The 20316-nt window shown below is 69.2% G+C and carries 17 protein-coding genes and 1 riboswitch; of the genes, 3 read left to right on the top strand and 14 right to left on the bottom strand.

Going from position 1 to position 20316, the window contains the following annotated elements; all coding sequences use genetic code 11:
* The first annotated feature begins 188 nt into the window (after positions 1–188).
* On the top strand, positions 189–1406 hold the full coding sequence (locus tag WS96_RS00990) for an MFS transporter (RefSeq protein WP_059830039.1): 1218 nt from the start codon (positions 189–191) through the stop codon (positions 1404–1406).
* An 89-nt stretch (positions 1407–1495) separates the two neighbouring features.
* Here WS96_RS00990 and WS96_RS00985 read toward each other — a convergent pair whose 3' ends face one another.
* Both WS96_RS00985 and WS96_RS00980 read right to left on the bottom strand, forming a co-directional pair.
* Positions 1496–2638, bottom strand: coding sequence for a branched-chain amino acid ABC transporter substrate-binding protein (locus tag WS96_RS00985; RefSeq protein ID WP_034209563.1), 1143 nt, complete (start codon positions 2636–2638; stop codon positions 1496–1498).
* 438 nt (positions 2639–3076) lie between these two features.
* Positions 3077–4159, bottom strand: coding sequence for an NAD(P)H-dependent flavin oxidoreductase (locus WS96_RS00980; RefSeq protein WP_059829973.1), 1083 nt, complete (start codon positions 4157–4159; stop codon positions 3077–3079).
* A gap of 224 nt (positions 4160–4383) precedes the next feature.
* On the opposite strand from WS96_RS00980, the gene WS96_RS00975 reads away from it, so the two are divergent.
* Together WS96_RS00975 and WS96_RS00970 are read left to right on the top strand one after the other, a co-directional pair.
* Complete coding sequence (locus tag WS96_RS00975; RefSeq protein WP_059829971.1) at positions 4384–5076, top strand: dienelactone hydrolase family protein; 693 nt, start codon at positions 4384–4386, stop codon at positions 5074–5076.
* A gap of 79 nt (positions 5077–5155) precedes the next feature.
* Complete coding sequence (locus tag WS96_RS00970) at positions 5156–6634, top strand: amidase (protein WP_059780474.1); 1479 nt, start codon at positions 5156–5158, stop codon at positions 6632–6634.
* A 112-nt stretch (positions 6635–6746) separates the two neighbouring features.
* On the opposite strand, the gene metF is transcribed toward WS96_RS00970, so the two are convergent.
* The 12 genes from metF to cheZ all read right to left on the bottom strand — a co-directional run bounded on the left by metF (position 6747) and on the right by cheZ (position 20316).
* Complete coding sequence (metF, locus tag WS96_RS00965) at positions 6747–7577, bottom strand: methylenetetrahydrofolate reductase [NAD(P)H] (RefSeq protein ID WP_059790362.1); 831 nt, start codon at positions 7575–7577, stop codon at positions 6747–6749.
* 30 nt (positions 7578–7607) lie between these two features.
* Positions 7608–7961: a phage holin family protein gene (locus tag WS96_RS00960; RefSeq protein ID WP_006477367.1), complete on the bottom strand. Its 354-nt coding sequence runs from the start codon at positions 7959–7961 to the stop codon at positions 7608–7610.
* A 93-nt stretch (positions 7962–8054) separates the two neighbouring features.
* Entirely contained in the window at positions 8055–9473 is a 1419-nt protein-coding gene (gene ahcY, locus WS96_RS00955; RefSeq protein WP_034209567.1) for an adenosylhomocysteinase, read from the bottom strand.
* A 32-nt stretch (positions 9474–9505) separates the two neighbouring features.
* Positions 9506–9624: riboswitch (S-adenosyl-L-homocysteine riboswitch) on the bottom strand.
* Positions 9625–9721: 97 nt separating this feature from the next.
* Complete coding sequence (locus WS96_RS00950; RefSeq protein ID WP_006484033.1) at positions 9722–10456, bottom strand: RNA polymerase sigma factor FliA; 735 nt, start codon at positions 10454–10456, stop codon at positions 9722–9724.
* A 22-nt stretch (positions 10457–10478) separates the two neighbouring features.
* Positions 10479–11297 (bottom strand): nucleotide-binding protein, encoded by an 819-nt coding sequence (locus WS96_RS00945; RefSeq protein WP_059829969.1) that lies wholly within the window; start codon positions 11295–11297, stop codon positions 10479–10481.
* Entirely contained in the window at positions 11290–13131 is a 1842-nt protein-coding gene (flhF, locus tag WS96_RS00940; protein WP_059829967.1) for a flagellar biosynthesis protein FlhF, read from the bottom strand. Before flhF ends, WS96_RS00945 begins: the two co-directional genes overlap by 8 nt.
* Entirely contained in the window at positions 13128–15230 is a 2103-nt protein-coding gene (flhA, locus tag WS96_RS00935) for a flagellar biosynthesis protein FlhA (RefSeq protein ID WP_059829965.1), read from the bottom strand. The genes flhF and flhA overlap by 4 nt, the downstream gene beginning before the upstream one ends.
* Complete coding sequence (gene flhB, locus WS96_RS00930; protein ID WP_059829963.1) at positions 15227–16426, bottom strand: flagellar biosynthesis protein FlhB; 1200 nt, start codon at positions 16424–16426, stop codon at positions 15227–15229. The genes flhA and flhB overlap by 4 nt, the downstream gene beginning before the upstream one ends.
* A 474-nt stretch (positions 16427–16900) precedes the next feature.
* Positions 16901–17407 (bottom strand): VOC family protein, encoded by a 507-nt coding sequence (locus WS96_RS00925; protein ID WP_059829961.1) that lies wholly within the window; start codon positions 17405–17407, stop codon positions 16901–16903.
* A gap of 163 nt (positions 17408–17570) precedes the next feature.
* Positions 17571–18806, bottom strand: a complete 1236-nt coding sequence (locus WS96_RS00920) for a DUF3443 family protein (RefSeq protein WP_059829959.1) — start codon at positions 18804–18806, stop codon at positions 17571–17573.
* Positions 18807–18822: 16 nt separating this feature from the next.
* Positions 18823–19326, bottom strand: a complete 504-nt coding sequence (locus WS96_RS00915; protein WP_059829957.1) for a DUF2844 domain-containing protein — start codon at positions 19324–19326, stop codon at positions 18823–18825.
* 258 nt (positions 19327–19584) lie between these two features.
* Positions 19585–20316, bottom strand: a complete 732-nt coding sequence (gene cheZ, locus WS96_RS00910) for a protein phosphatase CheZ (RefSeq protein ID WP_034209574.1) — start codon at positions 20314–20316, stop codon at positions 19585–19587.

The following is a 20316-nucleotide window of genomic DNA, read 5'->3' as shown; positions in this document are numbered from 1 at the left end:
CCGTACGCTGCGCATCGGCCGAACGGCCAAAGAACGGCCGATGCGACACCGGGCCGCCGCAGGATGGCCCGATCGCCTGGGCATCGACCGAACGGCCATCGCCCGGCAAGAACGTAAGCGGTTCGATAGAATCGGACAGATCCGACGGGCGCCGTGTGCGCCCGCGCATTTTCCTGGCGAGCCTTCCCGTGTCCGAATCCTCCTCTCCCGAATCGTCGTCCCCGTTCGCCGCGCCGCCCGACGCGCATCGCGTGCTGCCGCTGCCGGCCCGCCAGCGAGCGCGCACGGCGTCGATGGCGCTATTCTTCGTCGCCGGCATGATGTACGCGTCGTGGGGCGTGCACGTGCCGACCGTGCGCGACAAGTTCGCGCTGAGCCCCGGGCTGCTGTCGATCGCGCTGTTCGCGGTCGCCGGCGGATCGATCGCCGCGATGCTGACCATCGCGCGCTGGATCGCGCGCGTCGGCTCGCGCACCGCGTGCCTCGCCGGCGGGCTGGTGATGTCCGCATGCGCGGCGCTGATCCTCGTCGTGCCCGACTACTGGATGCTGCTTCCGGTGCTCGCGCTGTTCGGCTTCTCGATGGCGACGCTCGACGTCGCGATGAACGCCGAGGCCAGCGCGGTCGAAATCGCGCTCGGCAAGCCGATCATGTCGTCGCTGCACGGGATGTTCAGCATCGGCGGGATGGCCGGCGCGGCGGCCGGCGGCGCGCTGCTGTCGGCCGGCATGGCGCCGGTCGCGCATCTCGCGCTCGCGGCGGCGGTGAGCGCCGCGGTGCTCGTGGCCGCGAGCCCGGCCGTGCTGCCGCACGTGCCGCATCACGAACAAGCGCACGGCGGCGGCAACCGCTGGCGCTCGCCCGCGCTGTGGATGCTCGGCGGCATCGCGCTGATCGCGCTGATCGCCGAAGGCGCGATGTACGACTGGGCGACGGTCTACATGCGCGACGTCGTCGCGGCGAGCCCCGCGCTCGCGAGCGCCGCGTACGCGGCATTCTCGGGCGGAATGGCCATCGCGCGCTTCGCGGGCGACGCCGTGCGCGCCCGCTTCGGCGCGCCGCAGCTCGTGTTCGCGAGTGCGTCGCTCGCGTGCGCGGGGATGATCGGCGCGCTGCTGCTGCCGAATCCGGTCGCGGTGCTGACGGGTTTCACGCTGATGGGTCTCGGGCTGGCCAACATGATGCCCGTGCTGTTCGCGGCCGCCGCGCGCGTGAAAGGCATCCACGCGGCCGAAGGGCTCGCGCACGTGGCCGGGCTCGCGTATTTCGGGCTGCTGTTCGGTCCGGTCGTGATCGGCGCGGTCGCGCAGGCCGCGAACCTGACGATCGGCCTGTCGGTCGTCGCACTGTGCGCGGCGCTCGTCGCGCTCGTCGCGCCAAGGGTGCTCGCGCACCTGAAGATCTGACGGCGCGGCGGCGCACGCCGGCCCAAAAAGAAAGCGCGCATGCGTGGCCGCATGCGCGCTTTCACCCCTGCTGTTGACCGCCGGTCGCGTTACATCTTCACTTCGTCGAGCAGCGACTTCTTGCCGCTCTTGTAGTTGTACAGCGAGATCACGCCGTGCTGCAGGTCGCCCTTCGAGTCGAAGGTCGTCGTGCCGATCACGCCCGTGTACTTCGTCGCCGGCATCGCCGCGAGGATCTTCGCCGGGTCCGTCGAGTCCGCGCGCTTCATCGCGTCGGCGATGATGTACACGGCGTCATACGTGAACGGTGCGTAGATCTGGATCGGCTGGCCGAAGCGCTTCTCGTACTTCGCCTTGAACGCGGCACCGCCCGGCATCTTCTCGAGCGACGCACCGGCCTCCGAGCACACGACGTTGTCGGTCGCGTCGCCGGCCAGGTCGGCCAGCTTCTCCGTGCACACGCCGTCGCCCGCGAAGATCTTCGCGCGCAGGCCGAGCTGCTTCGCCTGTTTCGCGAACGGGCCGCCGGTGGCGTCCATGCCGCCGTACATGATCGCGTCCGGGTTCTCGCCCTTGATCTTGGTCAGAATCGCGCGGAAGTCGACCGCCTTGTCGTTCGTCGCGTCGTGCGACATCACCTTCAGGCCGAGCGCCTTCGCCTTCTTCTCGAACTCGTTCGCGAGACCCTGGCCGTACGCGGTCGAATCGTCGACCACCGCCACGCTCTTGATCCCCTTCGAGTGCGCGTAGTTCGCCAGCGCCGGGCCCTGCTGCGCATCGGTCGCGACCACGCGGTAGGTGGTCTTGAAGCCTTGCTGCGTGTACGCCGGGTTGGTCGCCGACGGCGAGATCTGCACGATGCCCGCATCGCTGTAGATCTTCGAGGCCGGGATCGACGTGCCCGAGTTCAGGTGGCCGACCACCGCGACGACCTTGTCGTCGACGAGCTTCTGCGCAACCTGCGTCGCCTGCCGCGGGTCGGCGGCGTCATCCTGCGGATCGAGTTGCAGCGTGATCTTCTGGCCGCCGATCGTGAGACCCTTCGCGTTGATTTCCTCGACGGCGAGACGCGCGCCGTTTTCGTTGTCCTTGCCCAGGTGTGCAATGCCGCCCGTCAACGGCGCGACGTGGCCGATCTTGACGACTTGATCGGCGGACGCGTTGCTTGCAGCTGCAGCGCACAGCATCGCCGCTGCGGTGATCGGCAACAGCTTTTGCATCTTGATATTCATGTAAGTCTCCAGTTCGGTCCCAAAAAACGCCATCGCCCGGTGCCCCGCTGCCATCCCCGTGTTTGCCATCACTGGACGATTCGCCGGTTGCATCGTTCATGCACTTGGCCTCAAGCACGTGAAAACCGCCGCTTTTAGCGGCCGCCCGCCCGTACTTGCGCGCAAGTGTAGGTGATCAAATTAATTTGTGGGACTTTTTTGGGGTAGTGGTAACACTACCGATATGCGTGCTTTGGAAGGATGACTCGAATAACGCTGCAAGCCCCGACGGATAAGGGTTTCCGCTAAGTCGGGAGCGACTTTCGAAAGGTCGTTTCAACCTATTCGCGAGGGCATTTCGATTCGGTATTTTGTGCCCTGGATCGTTGAATGAAACGCGCGTGACACCACGCGCGTTTCGTCGTCCGGTATCGATCGTTCTGGCGGATGAAGCAGCGGTCAGGCGGCCGCTGCACGCCATTCGGCGTCGAGCGCGGCGACCAGTTGCGACGTCGTCAGCGCATCGCCGCGCCGCCGCGCGAGCGGCGCGCCCTGTCCGGCCCACAGCGACAGGTAGTCGCCGTCGTTCGCGCGCGCGGCGGCCTGGCGCAGCGGCTGGGTCAGCGCGTTCTGTATCGGATACGGTGCGGCGTCCGCCACGTGCTCGCCGAGCCGCGCCATCAACGCGTTGCGCAGCCCGCGTGCATGACGGCCGGTGATCGCGCGCGTGACCTGCGTCGACGTATCGGCGCTCGCGAGCAGCCGCGCCTTCCAGTCCGCCGCGATCGCGCTTTCCGCGCACGTGAGGAACGCGGTGCCAAGTTGCGCGCCCTGCGCGCCGAGCGCGAGCACGGCCGCGATGCCGCGGCCGTCCATGATCCCGCCCGCGGCGAGCACGGGCAGGCCCGTCGCGTCGACGAGCTGCGGCACGAGCGCGAGCGTGCCGATCAGCGCATCGTCGGCGGAACCGATGAAGGTGCCGCGATGGCCGCCCGCCTCGGCGCCTTGCGCGGAGATCGCGTCGGCGCCGGCCGCCTGCCACGCGAGCCCTTCGGCCACGTGCGTCGCGGTGCCGATCACATACGTGCCGGCGGCTTTCAGGCGTGCGACGTCGGCCGCGTCGAGCACGCCGAACGTGAAGCTCGCGACCGGCACGCGCAGCGCAACGAGCGCATCGAGCTGCGCGCGGAAATCGGGCGCGTAGCGCGCGGGCGCCGTGCCCGGCGGCAAGCCGAGCGTGGCGTTCAACGGATCGATTGCGGCCAGCGCGCGCGCGACGGTCGCCGCGTCGGGCGCAGCTTCATCGGGCAGCACGAACAGGTTGATCGCGAACGGGCGATCGGTCGCCCCGCGGATCGCGGCGACTTCGGCTTCGATACGTTCGGGCGCGAGCGCGCCGGCGCCGAGGCTGCCGAGCGCACCGGCATTCGACGCGGCCGCGACCATCGCGGTCGTGGTCGCGCCGACCATCGGCGCCTGCACGAGCGGCAGGCGCAGGCCGAAGCGTTCGGAAAAGGGCGTGGAAAACGAGCGGACAGACATGGCGAATCCTTCGAAGACGATGCGCGAAAGCGCTTTGTAAAGGCCGACACATCGACTGTATCGAAGCGGGCCGGCGCCGAAAAATGAATAATCGAGATCGAAACGATCGCTGCGCGAGAAGCGGCCGCGCGCGCTGCAGCACCGGACGATCGGTGGCACACTAGGCCGCCCTCTATTCATTCCCCGGGGCGCCTCGCGCACCCCGTACGCCAGGAGTTCAAAACGTGACTGCCCAATGGATCGACATCCCGACCGGTAACGACAGCTTCGGCGGCTATCTTGCACTGCCCAAGCGCGGCAAGGGCCCTGCCGTCATCATCATCCAGGAAATCTTCGGCGTGAACGCGCACATCCGTTCGGTCGCCGACCAGTACGCGGCCGACGGCTTCGTCGCGCTCGCGCCGGACGTGTTCTGGCGCACGCAGCCGCGCGTCGAGCTGACCTACGACGGCGCGGATCGCGACAAGGGCATCGAGCTGATGAAGAAGACCGACGTGGGTCTCGCGGTCGCGGACATCGGCGCGGCGGCCGACGCGTTGCGCGCACGCCCCGAAGTGGGCGGCAAGCTCGCCGCGATCGGCTACTGCTTCGGCGGCCAGCTCGCGTACCGCGCGGCGGCGACCGGCAAGCTCGACGCGGCGGTGTCCTATTACGGCGGCGGCATCCACAACGCGCTCGATCTCGCCGGTCAGATCAAGCAGCCGATCCTGTTCCATTACGCGGAAAACGACCACGGCATTCCGCTCACCGCCGTCGACCAGGTGAAGGCCGCGTTCGCCGGCCACGGCGATGCGTCGTTCCACGTGTACCCGGGCGCCGAGCACGGCTTCAACTGCACGGACCGCGCCTCGTACAACCAGCGCGCGGCGGCGCTCGCGCACGGCCGCACGTTGACCTTCCTCGCCGAGCACCTCTAAAAAGGCACGGCCGCGGGCCCGCCACGCCGGGCCCGCGTTATGCTCGCACCATCGCCACGCGTGTCAACGGGGGGCCGCGATGCACTCGGACTATCTCGCGCACGATGCAATCGGCCTCGCCGCGCTCGTGCGCGAACGCCGCGCAAGCCCGCGCGAGCTGCTCGACGCCGCGATCGGCCAGGCCGAAGCGGTCAACGGCGCGATCAACGCGATCGTGCTGCAGGACTACGAAGCCGCGCGCCAGCGTGCGGCGGCCGCGCCCGAGCCGGGCGCCGACGCGCCGTTCGCGGGCGTCCCGTATCTCGTCAAGGATCTCGGCGCGGCGGTCGCCGGGCTGCCGCTGTCGATGGGCAGCCGGCACTACCGTTACTTCGTGCCGGCCGACGATTCGCCGGTGATCGCGCGCAGCCGCGCGGCGGGCCTCAACGTATTCGGCAAAACCAACACGTCCGAGATCGGCCAGATGCCGTACACGGAACCGGAACTGTTCGGTGCGTGCCGCAACCCGTGGAACCTCGATCACACGCCCGGCGGTTCGAGCGGCGGCGCGGCGGCGGCCGTCGCGGCCGGCATCGTGCCGCTCGCGCATGCGTCCGACGGCGGCGGCTCGATCCGCATTCCGGCGTCGTGCTGCGGGCTGTTCGGCCTGAAGCCGAGCCGCAACCCGGTGCTCGTCGACCTGCCGTCGAACGGCGAACTCGTCGTCCAGCACGCGGTATCGCGCAGCGTGCGCGACAGTGCGCTGCTGCTCGACGTGACGACCGGCCAGACACTGCCGCCCGGCGCGCCCGGCACCTTCCTCGGCGCGCTCGATACGCCGCCCGGCCCGCTGCGGATCGGCCTCGTCGTCGATCCGATGCTCGCGCCGGCGCTCGCCGACGACACGCGCGCGGCGCTCGACGATGCGGCCGCGCTGCTCGAATCGCTCGGCCATCACGTCGAGCCGGCGACGCTGCCAATCGACTACGCGCGCGCGGCCGAAACCTTCCTGACGCTGTGGGCGACGATCGCCGAGGACATGGTGCTCGGCGCGCGCGAACTGACCGGCCGCACGCCGCGGCGCGGCGAGTTCGAGGCCGCGACCTGGGCGATGGCGGTGGTCGGCCGCCGCCTCGCGCGCACGCGGTTGCCCGACGTGCTCGAATGGCAGCGCCAGCTCACCGTGCAGGTCGCCGGCCTCGTGTCGCGCTACGACGCGATCCTGTGCGCGTCGCTCGCCGGGCCGCCGGTGAAAATCGGCGAATTGCAGCCGACGCCGTTCGAATCCGCGCAGATGAAGCTGCTCGCCGCGCTGCCGGTGAAACCGCTGCTGAAGGAAATGCTCGCGAAGTCGTCGGAGAAGGCGTTCGCGTGGGCCGGCTGCACCGAGCTGTTCAACCTGACCGGCCAGCCGGCGATGTCGGTGCCGCTGTACTGGAATGCGCGCGGGCTGCCGATCGGCGTGCAGTTCGCCGCGCGCCATGCCGACGACGCGTTGCTGCTCCGGCTCGCGCGGCAGCTCGAACAGGCGCGGCCGTGGTTCGACCGCCGCCCGCCGCTGATGCAGGCGCAGCGCTGACGCGCGCACGTTTGCGCCACGCGCCACGCGCCACGCGTCGCCCGTCACGATAAAAAAAGCCCCGCCGGCACGAACCGGCGGGGCCGTTGCGCATGCAACCGCGTGACGGCGCTTATACCGCGAGCCGTTCGCAGATCGTCCGCGTCGCGGCCGCCGCATTCAGCGTGTAGAAGTGCAGCCCCGGCACGCCCGCGTCGATCAGGCGCTGACACAGGCTCGTGACGACGTCCGCGCCGAACGCACGGATCGACTCGCGATCGTCGCCGAAGCTCTCGAGCCGGCGCGCGACCCAGCGCGGCACTTCGGCGCCGCACATCTCGGAGAAGCGCATCAGCTGCGAGAAGTTCGTGATCGGCATGATGCCCGGCACGATCGGCACGTCCACGCCCAGCTTGCGCGCATCGTCGACGAAGCGGAAATACGCGTCCGCGTTGAAGAAATACTGCGTGATCGCGGAATTCGCGCCGGCTTTCACCTTGCGCGCGAAGTTCTCGAGATCGGCCTTCGGCGACCGCGATTGCGGGTGGTACTCCGGGTAGCCGGCGACCTCGATGTGGAACCAGTCGCCATGCTCGGCGCGGATGAAGCTGACGAGCTCGGACGCATAGCGCAGCTCGCCGACCGCGCCCATCCCCGACGGCAGGTCGCCGCGCAGCGCGACGATGTGCCGGATGCCGTGCGAGCGGTACTGGTCGAGAATCGCGCGCAGGCTGTCGCGCGACGAGCCGATGCACGACAGGTGCGGCGCGGCCTCGAGGCCGTCCTTCTGCATGTCGAGCACGGTATCGAGCGTGCCCTGCTGCGTCGATCCGCCGGCGCCGAACGTCACGGAGACGAATTTCGGCTTCAGCGGCAGCAGCTGCGCGCGCGTGGCGCGCAGCTTCTCGACGCCGTCCGCCGTCTTCGGCGGGAAGAATTCAAACGAGAGTTCGATCGGTTTCATGATTCGATGGGGTTGGGCCCGTGCCCGCCCTCAGCCGATGTCGCGCTGGCCGAAGATCAGGGCGGACAGCAGCCACGACACGATGCTGTACAGGATCGAACCGAAGAACGCGGACCAGAACCCCGACACCTCGAAGCCCTTCAGCAGCGACGACGCGAACCAGAAGCACAGCGCGTTCACGACGAGGATGAAAACCCCGAGCGTGACGATCGTGACGGGCAGCGTCAGCAGGATCAGCACCGGCCGGATCACCGTGTTGATCAGCCCGAGCACGACCGCGATGATCAGCGCGGTGCCGAAGCTCTTGATGTGGATCGACGGCACGAGGTACGTGATGATCAGCAACGCGAGCGCGTTGATGACCCAGGTGAGGATGACGCTCATGGAGGGCTCCGGTTCGGTTGTCGATCGGTACGATCGGTGAGCGCCGCCGCGCCGTGCGCCCGCAACGGGCGCGCACGGCGCGGCGGCAGCGCATCAATAGCGGTAGTGGTTCGGCTTGAACGGGCCGTCCTTCTGCACGCCGATGTACGCGGCCTGCTCGTCCGACAGCACCGACAGGTTCGCGCCGATGCGCGCCAGGTGCAGGCGCGCGACCTTTTCATCGAGATGCTTCGGCAGCACGTACACCTTGTTCTCGTACTGCTCGCCGCGCGTGAACAGTTCGATCTGCGCGAGCGTCTGGTTCGCGAACGAGTTCGACATCACGAACGACGGGTGACCGGTCGCGCAGCCGAGGTTCACAAGGCGGCCTTCGGCCAGCAGGATCACGCGCTTGCCGTCCGGGAAGATGATGTGGTCGACCTGCGGCTTGATGTTTTCCCACTGGTACTGGCGCGTCGACGCGACGTCGATTTCCGAGTCGAAGTGGCCGATGTTGCAGACGATCGCGTTGTGACGCATCGCCTTCATGTGATCGTGGTTGATCACGTGGTAGTTGCCGGTCGCCGTCACGAAGATGTCGGCCTTGTCCGCCGCGTATTCCATCGTCACGACGCGGTAGCCTTCCATCGCCGCCTGCAGCGCGCAGATCGGATCGATTTCGGTGACCCACACGGTCGCGCCCAGGCCGCGCAGCGATTGCGCGCAACCCTTGCCCACGTCGCCGTAGCCCGCGACGACCGCGACCTTGCCCGCGATCATCACGTCGGTCGCGCGCTTGATGCCGTCGACGAGCGACTCGCGGCAGCCGTACAGGTTGTCGAACTTCGACTTCGTGACCGAATCGTTCACGTTGAACGCCGGGAACGGCAGGCGGCCGTCCTTTTCCATCTGGTACAGGCGATGCACGCCGGTCGTCGTTTCTTCGGTCACGCCCTTGATGTGCGCGAGGCGCTTCGAGTACCAGTTCGCGTCGACGTCGAGGTGCGCCGCGATCGACTTGTACAGCGCGACCTCTTCCTCGTTGGTCGGCTTCGCGATCACCGAACGGTCCTTCTCGGCCTTCGAGCCGAGGATCAGCAGCAGCGTGGCATCGCCGCCGTCGTCCAGGATCATGTTCGCGAATTCGCCGTTCGGCCATTCGAAGATGCGGTGCGAGAACTCCCAGTATTCGTCGAGCGATTCGCCCTTGAACGCGAACACCGGCGTGCCGGCTTCGACGATCGCGGCCGCCGCGTGATCCTGCGTCGAGAAGATGTTGCACGACGCCCAGCGCACGTCGGCGCCGAGCGCCTTCAGCGTCTCGATCAGCACGCCCGTCTGGATCGTCATGTGCAGCGAGCCGGCAATGCGCGCGCCCTTCAGCGGCTGCTGCGCCTTGTATTCGTCGCGGATCTGCACGAGGCCCGGCATTTCGGTCTCGGCGATGTTCAGTTCCTTGCGGCCCCAGCCGGCCAGCGCCATGTCGGCGACGACGTAATCGTGGGAAGCCTTGGAATCGATAATGGCGTTCATCACGCCCTCCTTTCTAAAAAGTTTCTAGATTGGTGACGTGAGCGCCGTTCAGGAAGCGGGGCCGGCGCGGAAAAATCGCTGCACGGCTGCTTGGTGAAGCCTTCCGAGCCTGGCGGACGCTGGATGGTCCGTCGCAACGCTCCTCGGAAAACGGAGGGGATTGTAGCAAATCGGCGCGCGAAATGCGCAAGCGCCGAGCAACCGCGGCACGGGCGCGCGGCGTCGGCGCGCGCGGCCGTTCCAAAGGGTCAGGACTCGGCGCCGACCCACGCCTGTTCGCGCAGCCGCGCACGCAGGCGCGCGACGGCCTGGCTGTGCAACTGGCACACGCGCGATTCGCTCACCTCGAGCACCGCACCGATCTCGCGCAGATTCAGACCCCGTTCGTAGTACAGCGACATCAGCAGCTTCTCGCGCTCCGGGAGCCGCTCGATCGCCTCGACGAGCGCCTCGCGCAGGTGCTCGTCGAGCAGCGCCGACAGCGGATCGGCGTGATCGACGCGATAGCGGTCGAGAAACGGCTCGTCGTCGGCCGCGCGGTCGAAATCCTCGTAGTAGATGAGCTGGCTGCCGTGCAGGTCCTGCAGCATCCCCTGGTATTCGTCGAGCGGCATGTTCAGGTGCTGCGCGATCTCGGTCTCGCTCGCCGAGCGGCCGAGGTGCTGCTCGACCTGGTGCACCGCGTGCTCGACCTCGCGCGACGTCTTGCGCAGGCTGCGCGGCAGCCAGTCGTTGCTGCGCAGCTCGTCGAGCATCGCGCCGCGGATGCGCTGCGTCGCGTAGGTCTCGAACTGCGCGCCCTGGTCTTCCTTGTAGCGGCCGGCCGCGTCCATCAGGCCGATCATGCCGGCCTGGATCAGATCGTCGAGATCGACGCTCGCCGGCATCTTCGCGACGAGCTGCAGCCCGAGGCGGCGCACGAGCGGCGCGTATTGCGCGAGCACGTCGGCCTGGGACATCTTTCCTTGAGCGTTGTACATCATGGCTCCCTCCTTCGGGTGGCGCTCACGCGGCGTGTGCCGCGCCCGCCTCGTACGACGGCTTGCCGCCGGCGTGGACCGCGCGGCCCGCGCCCGAACGCGGGCGCATCGGCCAGTACAACAGGTCGGCGGCAATCTGCCGGTAGTCGCGCGCGGCCGCCGACGACGGGAACGCGTCGACCACCGCATGCATCAGTTCGCGGGCGTGCTCGACGAGCGGATCGGCGCTCACGCAGCCCGCGTCGGCGATCGATACGGTCAGGTAGCGGCTCGCGACGCCCGCGAGGTTGTCGAAGGCCGTCTTCGCGTCCGCGTGGCTACCGACCTGATTGGTCAGCACGCGGAACTGCGCGAACGCGTGCGCGAAATGCAGCCGCTTCATGCACGCATACGCCTCGGTGATCGCCTGCGCGGCGACCCGCGTGACGACCAGCACGTCGTGGGCTTCGCGCGCGAGCGCCGAGAACGACCCGTCGGCGCCGAGCTGCGCGTCGACGAGGACGATGTCGGCCGGGCCGTCGATGAAGTCGCTCAGTTGCGCGTCGCCGTAGCCGGCGCGCGCGAGCCGCGCGGCGCCGCACAGGCCGAAGCCGGCCGCCACCCGCGTGCGTTCGCCGTCGCGCAGCCACGCGCCGGCGAGCGTCGCGCTGGCCGAATGCACGTCGGCGCGCTCGTCGACGACGAGCACGTCCTTGCCGAGCGACGCGAGCGCCGCCGCGAGGTTCACCACGGTGGACGTGCAGCCGACGCCCGCCGGGCCGCCCGTCACCGCGACGATGCGCGACGCGCGCCCGGCCAGCAGGCGCCGCAGCCCTTCTGCCTGGTCGATGATCCGTTTATCCAAATCGCACCTCGTGCAGCTCGGCGGTGGAACGTGCGGTCAGTGCGGAAAGCAGCGTCGGCATGTCCTCGTCTTGCGGCACGAAGGGCGAGCCGTCGCGCGGCACACAGAACGCGCTCTTCAGCAGGAATCGGGTCGATGCGACGTACAGGTTCTCCGGCACCTTCTGGCCGGTCGACACGTAGTGGACCGGCAGCTTGTAGCGGATCACCGTGTCGAGCACGCCGCCGAGGTGGGTCGCCTCGTCGAGCTTCGTGAGAATGCAGCCGGCCAGGTCCGGATGCTCGCCCGCGCTGCGGTACGCCTGCACGACTTCGTTCAGCGTGTCGCCGTGGCTCGTCGCGTTCAGCAGCAGCAGGCGCTGCACCGGCGCGTTCGCGCCGTGCAGCATCGCGATCTGGTCGGACACCGCGCGGTCGCGCTGGCTCATGCCGATCGTGTCGATCAGCACGATGTGCTTGTTGCGCAACTCGGACAGCGCGAGCGCGAGGTCGCCCGCATCCTTCACCGCGTGAACCGGCACGCCGAGAATCTTGCCGAAGATGCGCAGTTGCTCGTGGCCGCCGATCCGGTAGCTGTCGGTGGTCAGCAGCGCGACCTTGCTCGCGCCGAAGCGCATCACGCAGCGCGCCGCCAGCTTCGCGGTGGTGGTCGTCTTGCCGACGCCCGTCGGTCCCATCAGCGCGAACACGCCGCCGCGCTCCATCAGCGCGTCCTCGCTGTCGAGCACCGGCAGGTTCGACGCGAGCACCGACTGCGCCCAGTCGGCGGCCTGCTCGAAAGTCTGCGCGCCGTCGCCGGACGGCAGGTTGTCGACCAGCATCCGCACGAGCTGCGCGGAGAAGCCGGCCGCGAACAGGTGCTTCGTCAGCGCGCCGTGAACGGCGCTGCGACGCTGGCGGTCGTGCCACATCAGGCTGTCGAACTGCTCCGCCATCATCCCGCGCAACTCGCCGAGCTCGTGCATCACGGTGTCGTTGACGATCCGCTCGATGCGCGACTTCACCGCGTCGGCCACCGCGGCGGCCGTGTCCGCGGACAGGCGCGCGCGCTCCGTCGCCTTGCCGGCGTACGCGACGCCCGTGTCGGGGGCGCGCTTCGTGGCGGCCGGCGATCCGGCGGCCGGCGACCCGGCGGCCGGCGACCCGGCGGCCGGCGCTCCGGCGGCCGGCATCCGGCGTTCCGCGTCGCGCACGATGTCGCGCGCCCAGTCGTGCGGCGTCGCGCCGGCCGCGGCTTGCGGCGCGGGCGCGCTTGCCCGCGGCTCGGCCGGCGCCTGCGCGCGGGCCATCAGCGCGTCGCGCTGCTGCGTCAGGCGCTTCGCGTGCTCGACCAGCCACGGCGCGGGTTCGGAAGTGGCGGCCGGCGCTCCGGCGGCCGGCGTACCGGCAGCGGGCGTACCGGCAGCGGGCGCACCGGCAGTCGCCGCCGCGATCGAAGACGCTGCCGCCGGCTCGCCCGCATCGATCGACGAAGCGTGCACGTCGGCCTCCTGCGCGTCGGCGCTCGCGCCGAACACGGACGAGAACACGTCCGGCAGCCCGCCTGCGCCCGCCGCATACGGATTGACGGCCGGGCGCGGCGCGATGCCCGGGCGCGACACGATGCCCGGCACCGCGGCGGCCGGCACGGATTCCGGCTGGCGCGACGTCGCGAGACGCGGACGCGCGGCCGGCGGCGCCACCGCGGCGAGATCCGAATCGGCGAGTGCAACGATTTCGACACTGCCGTCATCGAGCGTGCGGTTCGACAGCACGACCGCGTCGGCGCCGAGCGCCTCGCGCACGAGACGAAGTGCGTCGCGGCTCGTTGCGCCGGTGAATTTGCGAATGTTCAAGCGGAACCCCCGATGACGTTAACGACTTTGATCGTGCGCGTGTCCGGCACTTCGGCATACGACAGCACTTTCAATTGCGGCAGGCTGCGGCGCAGGAAACGCGCGAGCATCGCGCGCAGCGCGTGCTGCACGAGCAGCACGGGCGGCAGCCCGAGATTCTGTTGACGCAGCATCGCCTGCTGCGTGCCGGTCAGAAGGTTGTGCGCGAGGCCGGGTTCGAGGCCCGGGTTCGCGCCGGTGGCGAGCGCCTGCGACAGCACGCGCTCCAGATTCGCGTCGAGGCCCATCACCTGCATTTCGCCGACGCCCGGATACCACTGCTGCGTGATCGCGCGGCCGAGCGAGAGCCGCACCGCGGCCGTGATCTCGTACGCGTCGCCGCGGCCCGCATGCTCGGACACGGCCTCGAGAATCGTGCGCATGTCGCGGATCGGCACGCCTTCCTCGAGCAGGTTCTGCAGCACCTTCTGCAGCGTCGTGAGCGAGATCGTCTTCGGCACGAGATCCTCGACGAGCGACGGTGCGTCCTTGCCGGTGCGCTCGACGAGCGCCTGCACTTCCTGGCGGCCGAGCAGCTCGGCCGCGTGCTGGACGACGAGATGGTTCAGATGCGTCGCGACGACCGTGCTCGCGTCGACCACCGTGTAGCCGTACACCTGCGCCTGCTCGCGCAGCGCGACGTCGATCCATACGGCCGGCAGCCCGAACGCGGGATCCTGCGTGACGGCGCCCGGCAGCGCGGCCGTCACCTGGCCCGGGTTGATCGCGAGCCACTGGCCCGGGAACACTTCGCCGACGCCGATCTCGACGCCCTTCAGCGCGATCCGGTACGCGTTCGGCCGCAGTTCGAGGTTGTCGCGGATATGGATCACCGGCGGCAGGAAGCCGATTTCCTGCGCGAATTTCTTGCGGATGCTCTTGATGCGCTTGAGCAGCTCGCCGTCGCTGTTCTTGTCGACGAGCGGAATCAGCCGGTAGCCGACTTCGAGGCCGAGCGGGTCGATCAGCTGCACGTCGTCCCAGGTCGCTTCGTGGCTGTCGGCCGGCAGCACGGCGGGCGGCGCGATGTCGGTCACGTCGCCGGCCGCCTTGCGGGCCGCCGCGCGCCTCGTCTGCGTGCGCGCCAGCCAGATCGCGCCGCCGCCGAGCGAGAGGAACGCGAAGTGCGGCATCCCGGGGATCAGCCCCATCAGCGCAATGATCGCGCCGGTGATGTTCAGCACGCGCGGGTTCGTGAACAACTGGCCGGTGATCTGCGTGCCGATGTCCTCGTCGGTCGCGACGCGCGACACGATCACGCCGGCCGCGGTCGAGATCACGAGCGACGGGATCTGCGCGACGAGGCCGTCGCCGATCGTCAGCAGCGTGTAGTTGGTGCCGGCCGCGGCGAACGACATGTCGTGCTGGACCATCCCGACGATCAGCCCGCCGATCACGTTGATCGCCATGATGATCAGACCGGCGATCGCGTCGCCGCGCACGAACTTCGACGCGCCGTCCATCGACCCGTAGAACTCGGCTTCCTGCGATACCGCGAGGCGCCGCTTGCGCGCCTGTTCCTCGTTGATGAGGCCCGCGTTCAGGTCGGCGTCGATCGCCATCTGCTTGCCGGGCATCGCGTCGAGCGTGAAGCGCGCGGACACTTCGGCGATCCGCCCCGCGCCCTTCGTGATCACCATGAAGTTGATGATCATCAGGATCACGAACACGACGATGCCGACCGCGAAGTTGCCGCCGACGAGGAAGTGGCCGAACGCCTCGATCACCTGGCCGGCCGCGTCCGGCCCGGTGTGCCCTTCGAGCAGCACCACGCGCGTCGACGCGACGTTCAGCGACAGGCGCAGGAGCGTCGAGAACAGCAGCACGCTCGGGAACGCCGCGAAGTCGAGCGGCTTCATCGTGTACATGCTGACGAGCAGCACCATCACGGACAGCGCGATGTTGAACGTGAACAGCAGATCCAGCAGCAGCGGCGGCAGCGGCAGGATCATCATCCCCAGGATCATGCAGATGAGGATCGGGCCCGCGAGCGCGCGCAGGTTCGTGCCCGCGAACGGGTTCGGGCGCTTCGCGAACAGGCCGGTGGTCGGGGTGCTCATGCTGCGTTCCCTTGCTTGCCGAGCGTGTCTTCGGCTTCGTCGCGCTCGTCGTCGGCGGACACCGACGCGCCCTTGTCGAGTTCGGCCGGCACGTCGAGATCGACCGGCACCGCCGGGAACGCGCCGCCTTCCGAACGGAAGCGCTTGAGCTGGTACACCCACGCGAGCACTTCGGCGACCGCCGAGTACAGCGAACCGGGGATCTCGCGCTCGAGTTCGACGTTGTGATACAGCGCACGCGCGAGCGGCGGCGCTTCGAGCAGCGGCACGTTGTGTTCGGCCGCGAGCTCGCGGATGCGCGCGGCGACGAGATTCACGCCCTTCGCGACGACCTTCGGCGCGCGCATCTCGCCGTCCGTGTATTGCAGCGCGACCGCGAAGTGCGTCGGGTTCGTGACGACCACGTCGGCCTTCGGCACGGCCGCCATCATCCGGCGGCGCGCGATCGCGCGCTGCTGCTGGCGGATCCGCCCCTTCACGTGCGGATCGCCTTCGTTCTCGCGATGCTCGCGCTTCACTTCTTCCTTCGTCATGCGCAACTTCTTGTTGTACTGCCAGAGTTGGTAAGGCACGTCGAGCCCGGCGACCACCAGCATTCCGGCGACCGTCGTGCCGCAGCACACGGCGACCAGATGCAGCGCATCGGGCAGCGCGGCGCCGAGCGGCTGCGTCGCGAGCCCGAGCAGTTCGTCCTTGCTGCGCCAGATCGCGATGCCGCCGATCCCGCCGACGACCAGCGTCTTCGCGATCGACATCCCGAGCTGGATCGGCCCCTGGATCGAGAAGATCCGGCCGAGGCCCGAGATCGGGTTCAGGCGGTCGAACTTCAGCTCGAACGTCTTTTGCGAAATCAGCCAGCCGCCGAGCGCCATCGGCGCGAGCAGCGCGGCGAAGCCGGTGAGCGCGAGCAGCGGCAGCAGCGCGGCGAAGCCTTCGAGGCTCGCGCTGCCGGCCGCCGACAGCATCCGGTTGGTGTCGAACGCGGTCGCGCGATCGAACGTGAACGCGCCGCGCAGCATCGCCTGCAGATGGCCGCCCGACGGGCCCGCGAGCAGCCATGCGCCGTAGAACCCCGCCGCGAGCAGCGCGAACGAAGCCAGTTCGCGCGAACGCGCGACCTGCCCCTCCTCGCGCGCCTTCTCGCGGCGCCTGGGAGTGGCGGCTTCGGTCTTGTCGAGATCGCTCTCGTCTGCCACGGGGCCTCCGGTCGGGTACGGCGGAATGCCGCTTTCCAGTGACACCGATTATTCATGGAGGCGTCAAACGCCGATCGGTCGAGCAAAGCCGGGAAAGGGGGGTATTTCGGGGAATCGGGCGAGCCGCCGCAAACGCTGTCGGATCGGGGGCGCAACGATGCGACGCGCAGCGGAAAACGGTCCGGCGGGCGTATGGCGAAGCGGCGGCCGCAAGCGGAGCGGCTGCGGCGTAATGCGAGGGGGAACGGTGAAACGACGAGCGGGAAAGACGGGGGAAACGGGGCCGGACGAAATGGGGCCGGGGCCGGGGCCGGGGCCGGGGCCGGGGCCGGGGCCGGGGCCGGGGCCGGGGCCGGGGCCGGGGTCTCGGGTCTCGGGTCTCGGGCGCCGTGCCTCGGGCGCCGGCTCTCGGGCGTCGGGCCTCACGACAGGCCGGCGGCCGCCGGCCCGAACGACCTGCAAGACCTCGGCGACCTAAGCGGATTCGCCTGCCGCCGCCCGCTGCAGCGCATCGAGATCGAGCTTCTTCATCGTCATCACCTGCGCCATCACGCGCTCGGCGCGGGCCGGGTCGCCCGTCATCAGTTCGGCCATCTGCACGGGCACGACCTGCCACGACACGCCGAAGCGGTCGCGCAGCCAGCCGCATTGCTGCGCGCGCTCGTCGCCGCCTTCGGACAGGCGCGTCCAGTAATGGTCGATCTCGGCCTGGTCGCGGCAGTTGACGACGAACGACACGGCCGGCGTCATCTGGAACACCGGGCCGCCGTTCAACGCGACGAACGCCTGCCCGTCGAGCTCGAACGCCACGGTCATCACCGCGCCCTCGGCGTTGCCGGACGCGTGCGCGCCGGCCTTGCCGTAGCGCGCGACGTGCACGATGCGCGCGTTGTCGAACACCGATACGTAGAAACCGGCCGCCGCCTCGGCGTCGCGGTCGAACCACAGGAACGGCGTGATGCGCTGGATACGCGAGTTCATGGCGTTGTCTCCTCGATGTCGTGCCGGCACCGGTGCCGGTCTTACATCGTAGGCGCTATGCCGGCGCCTGGCAGCGATCCGGTTCGTAGCGCCCGCCCGGCACACCGGAATAAAAAAGGGGGCGATCGCTCGCCCCCTCGTTCCTGCGTCCGGCCGTGCCGCATCAGAACGCGACGAACGGCTGCGCGCCGCCGCTCGCGGTCTTGTCCATCCCGAAGTAGATCGTCTTGCCGTAGAAGTGCGGCATGCCGATGTCGAGCCAGTTGGACGAGCCGAACGGGCCCGCGATGTCGTTGAACGCGAACGTCGACGGGTTCGAGAACAGCGAATCCGCGTTCGCGACCGTCATCGACACGGTGCCCGACGCGCCGTTCTGGCCGCTCAGCGTGGCCGAGTAGGCGGTCGTGGCCGACGGGCAGTAGAACTCCGTATTCCTCGAACAGACCGTTTGCGCCGAATCGTTGAAGAAATACGCGTTCGAGCCCGTATCGAAGAACGCGGTCACGTTGCGCCCCTGGAACGTCGCGCTGACGTCGCCGGTCGTGGTCGACGTCATCACCGTCTTGCCGCTCAGGTTCGGCAGGCCGAACGTCAGCGTGCCGGTCGCGCTCGCCTGCCCGCTGGGCGAGATGTCGGGCATCTGCACGCTCACGCCGTCGTTGTTCGCGAACCGATGCACCGGGTTGGCCACCTGCTGCGCGAGCGGCACGAGCGCGACCGTGCAGCTCGCGTTGTCGCCGTTCGGGCACGCGTAGTAGTTGTTGCTCGTCGACGTCGACGTCGCGCAGGTCGTGCCGCAGTCGTACGGCGCCGGCCCGATGCCGAGGATCCCGTTCGCGCCGAGCGCGCCGGTCGAGTTGGCCGACGCGCCGCCGTTCGTGCACGAGCTCGGCACGTTCGTCGTGCCGAGGTCGCCGATGATCTGCACGGGCAGCGCGCTCGCTTGCTCGGCGCCGATCGACAGGTCGACGGTGCGCACCGACCCCCACGTGTAGCTCGACACGAACTTGCCGCATTCGGCGACCGGCGCGCCGCCGCTCGTCACCTGCGGCAGGCTGTCGTGCACGCCCGCCACCGCGCTGCCGACGAGCCGCAGCCCGTAGGACGCGGTATCGACGAGCACGTTGTTGACGATCTGGCAGTTCGACGTGCCCGGCACGCAGACCTTCACGCTGATGGTCGGGATGTTGATCACGTTCGCGGCGCCCGCGCCGACCGTGATGACGGCCGTGTTGCCGCTGTTGCCGTCGGACCCGCCCGAACCGTTGCCGCCGGTGTTGCCGTTGTTGGCCGAACCGCCGCCGCCATCGCCGCCGCCGCATGCCGCCACGAGCACGGCCGTCGCGGCCAGGAGGCCCAGCACGCCGAGCCAGCGCTTGAATGTACGAGGAATGCTCAAGATCGCTCTCCCGCTGTCACTGGATATCGGTGCCGGCCACGCCGGCCGGCAGCGCCGACGGCAGCCATGCCTGGCCGGAGAAGGCGCCCATGTGGCCGCCCGTCCGGATCACGAGGCCGCTCGTCTCGACGGCCACCGGCGCGCGCCAGCCGCGCGCCCGGTGCGCCGCCTCGACGCCGGCGGTGTACTGCGGGAAATAGCTGCCGAGCAGCGACGCGAGATCCGGCATCGTCGGCCCTCGCCACGCGAGGCCGAACACGCTGCCGGCGGCCGACGTGTATTCGTGAATGACGGTGCCCGATCCGAGCGTGATCTCGCGGACGGTATAGGCGGCCGTGCTCGTCTGCACGCCGTCCGCCGAGCGCATCGCGCGCTGCAGCGCACGCACGGTGGCGGCCCGATCGTCCGCCGGCGGCGACATCGGCGCGCCGCCCAGTTCCGCGTGTGCGTGGACGGCCCACAGCACACCCATTGCAGCCGTCGCATGCGCGACGGTCCAGCCCAAGCGTTTCAGCTTCACGTTCCCCCCCACGGGACTGGCTTCGTTGCCGACGGCGCCGCCATCGGCCCACGCCGCCTGCCAACTTATGAATCTTACGGATGACGCTACGTTGCTGCTGACGCGTAGTATGCCTGCGGAGTGTGGCCAAGTGTCAATTCGACGCAGGATCACGCCGCGCCGCGCAGGGGCGGCGCGCACGGAAAAACGAGGCGGGGACGGGGAATGCACGCATCGGGCGGCCCGCGGAACGGGGCGCGCGGATGCGCGGCGGCAGGATCAGAAGCCGAGGCTCGCGAGCAGGTCGTCGACCTGCCCCTGGTCCTGGACGACGTCGGATTTGCCTTCCGGCGCGATCTGCGGGCCGTTCAGCAGCGATTCGGGGCTGCCGGTCGCGCTCATCTGCTCGGCCGCGAGCGCGGCCGCGGTGGCCGCGAACTGCTCGCGCCGCTCCGGCGCGATGTTCTCGACGAGCACGGTGAGGAGCTGCTGCTCGATCAGGTAGACCATGTCCATGATCTTCTTGATCACCTGCCCGGTCAGATCCTGGAAATCCTGCGCGAGCATGATCTCGAGCAGTTGCGCGCGGGTCGCCGACGTCGACTCGGGCAACGTGCGCAGGAACGCGCGCGTATCGTCCATCAGCTCGCGCACTTCCGCGTGCTCGATCGGCGCGGCGTACCACTGCGCCCAGCGTGCGTCAAGCGCCTCGGCCTCGTTCTGCACGCGCTCCTGCATCGGCTTCGCGATCTCGATCGCATTCAGCACGCGCACCGCGGCCTGCTCGGTCATCGTCGCGACGTAGCGCAGCCGGTCGCGCGCATCGGGCACGGCTTCCGCCGCACGCTCGACGTGCTTGTCGAGCCCGAGCTCGCGCATCGAATCGCGCAGCGTGCGCGTGACCTGGCCGATGCGCGCGAGAATGCGGTCGCTCGGGAAGTCGGCGCCTTCTGGATGGCTGTCGGCGCTGAACCCCGCGCCGGCGAGCGCCGCATGGATCGGCTCGTTCAC

Source organism: Burkholderia sp. MSMB1835 (assembly GCF_001526365.1).
Classification (GTDB): Bacteria; Pseudomonadota; Gammaproteobacteria; order Burkholderiales; family Burkholderiaceae; genus Burkholderia.
This window is presented reverse-complemented; position numbering and strand designations above follow the sequence as displayed.

What these genes read in the sequence shown, in the direction of transcription:
- WS96_RS00960 (WP_006477367.1), bottom strand. Translation starts at nt 7,961, where the DNA reads ATGAGCGTCATCCTCACCTGGGTCATCAACGCGCTCGCGTTGCTGATC.
- WS96_RS00970 (WP_059780474.1), top strand. Translation starts at nt 5,156, where the DNA reads ATGCACTCGGACTATCTCGCGCACGATGCAATCGGCCTCGCCGCGCTC.
- WS96_RS00950 (WP_006484033.1), bottom strand. Translation starts at nt 10,456, where the DNA reads ATGATGTACAACGCTCAAGGAAAGATGTCCCAGGCCGACGTGCTCGCG.
- flhA (WP_059829965.1), bottom strand. Translation starts at nt 15,230, where the DNA reads ATGAGCACCCCGACCACCGGCCTGTTCGCGAAGCGCCCGAACCCGTTC.
- WS96_RS00985 (WP_034209563.1), bottom strand. Translation starts at nt 2,638, where the DNA reads ATGAATATCAAGATGCAAAAGCTGTTGCCGATCACCGCAGCGGCGATG.
- WS96_RS00980 (WP_059829973.1), bottom strand. Translation starts at nt 4,159, where the DNA reads ATGTCTGTCCGCTCGTTTTCCACGCCCTTTTCCGAACGCTTCGGCCTG.
- WS96_RS00925 (WP_059829961.1), bottom strand. Translation starts at nt 17,407, where the DNA reads ATGAACTCGCGTATCCAGCGCATCACGCCGTTCCTGTGGTTCGACCGC.
- ahcY (WP_034209567.1), bottom strand. Translation starts at nt 9,473, where the DNA reads ATGAACGCCATTATCGATTCCAAGGCTTCCCACGATTACGTCGTCGCC.
- metF (WP_059790362.1), bottom strand. Translation starts at nt 7,577, where the DNA reads ATGAAACCGATCGAACTCTCGTTTGAATTCTTCCCGCCGAAGACGGCG.